Genomic DNA, 2,924 nt, shown 5'->3' with positions numbered 1-2,924 from the left:
TTAGTGCCTTCACAGGCCTGTTCATGAGTGAGGTCAGGGTATTGATGAACTCATTGTCGCTGATCGTTGTCATAGTCTGTAGTGTCTCATGCTTTCCTGAGTCGTTTGTCGAGAACTTGAGGCTGGCTGGCCCAGAGGCCGGTGGTCTCGTCAGCGTGCGTGGTGTTAGTCGTTGGCTTAGGCCATGTATTTCTTGAGGAGGTCTTCGAGGTCGTATTCCATCGCGTAAGTGATGGGCACGGCATCGAAGGGGCTGCTTGAATAAAAGCAGACACTGGGATCCTCAATGCGGTGGTAGAACAAGGCGGGTGGCAACGGGGTCTTGTCGGCTACCCATGACGGGTGGAGTTGATCGATCTTACTAGGGAATCTCGGTACGTCGAAAGGCAGTGCCATGGCACGCATTGATCCCAGCTCCGTCGTTAATACGTAGGCAGCGACAGAATCAGAATCAGTCTGAAGATCAGCACTAGTCGACGGTTCTCTTTCCGACCATGAGAAGAACGTGGTTCCATCCTTGTCCCAGACAGTGAAATAGAGGGTGCCATCATTCGTAAAAGTCCAACCCCCGTTGAATTCACTTGTTCTTGTCAAAGAGTCGCACAAAAGGCGTTCGATGAGCTCAGTGTGCTGTTCCAACATGGTGGTGGTCCTTCCGCTGCGATCAGAGGATGCTTACATGGTTGCTATTGTTCTGGAGTTTCACGCCAGTGGGTGTGGATGTGGGTGAGCGGTCGAAGAGCGCGGCGTATTCGGCGCCCGACGGTTCGAGGACGAGGGAGAGCAGGTCCTCGCTTGATGTGCCCATCAGATATGACAACGAGAGCAGCGCAGTTGGCGAGACGTTTGTGTATGTTTTGGGAATGGGGGAGGCTTTGCTTATCAGGAAGTAGCTAATCGGCTCTACGAATTCGATGGAAAAGCTGGGGTGAACGTCGGTCACTGCTGGGACACTGAGGGGCGGGAGCTGGCGTGCTGCACGAATGTCGGCGGCGAAATGCATGATCGCGAACTTCTTGAAGATCTCCAAGGAGACCGAGCTAAAGCGTGCCCCGCCGAATGAGTACTTATCGACCTCGCCGTAGGCGTAGTACTCCTTGACCATGGTGAAAGCGTCGTAGATAAAGTCTTCACCCGGCTCGACGAGAATCAGGTCTTTCTCGATCCGGGTCGTGTGCCCGGAGAGTTCGCACAGGCGCGTGATGTATGCGGCGAGTTCCTCGTTCATGCGAGAGTTACTCCTCCTTGGGGCGCAGGATCGACTGTCTCGATTCTACAGCCGCGGTGAACCCAGGGAGGGGGTCGAGGCCTCGGCGATAGCCCGAGCGCATCGGAATGATCGGCATTTGGCGGATACCGTGGGATCGATAGTCGACGTGAGATCGAAAAACGGTGGGGAATTCTTCGAAATGGTGAATGCTGTGTGTGGGATGGGGCCCAAGAGATCCTGAGGCGTGTAGGACATGTCCGTGAGCGTGGCTATCCCGTCGCGTGCGAGCAGAGTGAGACACGTGGCGGCGAGTTCGAGGGATTGGGTTATGCAGAACGGGACCACGGTGTTTCGTTCACCCTCGAAGGCAATGACGATTCCCCTCTCAGCCTCGGTGAGAACGTAGCTGCTGTAGTCACGCCTGCTGGTGAAAACGATGCTGTCGCCGTTGTCTTCGATGAGCTCCGGGGGAAAGTGCTCGCCGAGGAGTGGGAGCGCGAGGCTTCGAAACTGTTCCCATAGCATGTGTTACTCCTGTCTGTCCGTGGGGCTAGGCGAAGGGGACGCGTGGCATGCCGAACAGGGCCTGGCAGGCTTCCTTGGTGCTTTCGATGTGTGCGATTTCGAGGAGACGCTCGGGCGAGTGGTTGAGGAACCACGTGAGTGTGGTAGCTTCGGGCGAGTTCTTGCCCGCGTAGATGCCGGTGGGCTCGTCGTTGTGGCGCAGCTCGACGGAGTAGTCGGTCGTGCCGGGACGGTGAGACCAATGCGGCGCGACAAGCAGATTTCGGAATCGGATTCCGAATCGTTCAAGGCCTAGGTGCCAGTGCAACAGATCGATGTTATCCATGACGAGCCACTGCTTAATCGGTGTTAGAGAGTTCGCCCAGATCTCGGTGCTAGGGCCACTGAGTCGTTCGCTGAACCCGCATACGTACTCCTCGCCCTCGCGCCACACGTGAAGCTGGATGAGAGGGTCATAGCTCGGGAAACGGATGTGGTCCTCGGTTTCTACATACAGCTCTCGGTTCAGCGAAGTCACGAGAGACTGGATGAATGTGTCTCGGGCAATTGATGTCGTCATAGCTGGGAGCGCCTCGCTGTTTCTCGGCTAGTCGGAAGTGCATTCGAAGTTGCGTGTCGCGAGGCTGAGGGCCTCGTCAGTGTAGTCGTTGGCCTAGGCCATGTATTTCTTCAGGAGGTCTTCGAGATCGTATTGCATCGCGTGAGTGAGGGGCACACCGTAGAATTCCGAGGAGCAGTAGAAGTGCAGGCGTGCATCGTCGGTGCGGTGGTAGCGCAAAGTCGGTGGCTGCTGGGTCTTATCGGCTGCCCATAATGGTGGGAGCTGATCGATCTTTGTGGGGAATCTCGGCACGTCGAAAGGAAGCGCCATGGCACGCTTCGCTCCCAGCTCCATCGTCAACAAGTAGGCCGTGACGGTGTCGCTATCTGTATACACGGAAGCAGCGGTGTCCGGTTGTCTCTCCGACCATGCAAAGAAGGTGTTCCCGTCCTCGTCCCAGACAGTGAAATAGAGGGCGCCATCATTCGTAAAAGACCAACCCTGGTTGAACTCCCGTGTCCTGGTCGATGAGCCACGCAGGAGGCGTTCGATGAGGTCGGTGTGCTGGTCGAGCATGGTGGCGGTCCTTCCTGGGTGTCGTCTAGCACCGTGGTTGAGAAGTTTACGCTTGTGGGTGTTGCAGGCAGT

5 protein-coding genes are annotated in these 2,924 nt (G+C 56.5%); all 5 read right to left on the bottom strand.

Annotated features, from left to right (window positions below):
- Nucleotides 1-177: 177 nt before the first annotated feature.
- Entirely contained in the window at nt 178-642 is a 465-nt protein-coding gene (locus tag HMPREF1137_RS01405) for a hypothetical protein (protein WP_034496226.1), read from the bottom strand.
- Between the two features lie 22 nt (nt 643-664).
- A complete protein-coding gene (locus HMPREF1137_RS01400) occupies nt 665-1,228 on the bottom strand; it encodes an Imm61 family immunity protein (RefSeq protein ID WP_007587978.1) in 564 nt (187 codons plus the stop codon).
- A gap of 45 nt (nt 1,229-1,273) precedes the next feature.
- Nucleotides 1,274-1,735, bottom strand: a complete 462-nt coding sequence (locus tag HMPREF1137_RS01395) for a hypothetical protein (RefSeq protein WP_007587970.1) — start codon at nt 1,733-1,735, stop codon at nt 1,274-1,276.
- A 25-nt stretch (nt 1,736-1,760) separates the two neighbouring features.
- Nucleotides 1,761-2,060: a hypothetical protein gene (locus tag HMPREF1137_RS10490; protein WP_231283993.1), complete on the bottom strand. Its 300-nt coding sequence runs from the start codon at nt 2,058-2,060 to the stop codon at nt 1,761-1,763.
- Between the two features lie 327 nt (nt 2,061-2,387).
- The coding region (locus tag HMPREF1137_RS01385; protein ID WP_231283991.1) for a hypothetical protein at nt 2,388-2,924 on the bottom strand (537 nt) is incomplete at its 5' end.

Origin of the sequence: Actinomyces sp. ICM39 (assembly GCF_000282935.1) — a bacterium.
Classification (GTDB): domain Bacteria; phylum Actinomycetota; class Actinomycetes; order Actinomycetales; family Actinomycetaceae; genus Pauljensenia; species Pauljensenia odontolytica_B.
This window is presented reverse-complemented; position numbering and strand designations above follow the sequence as displayed.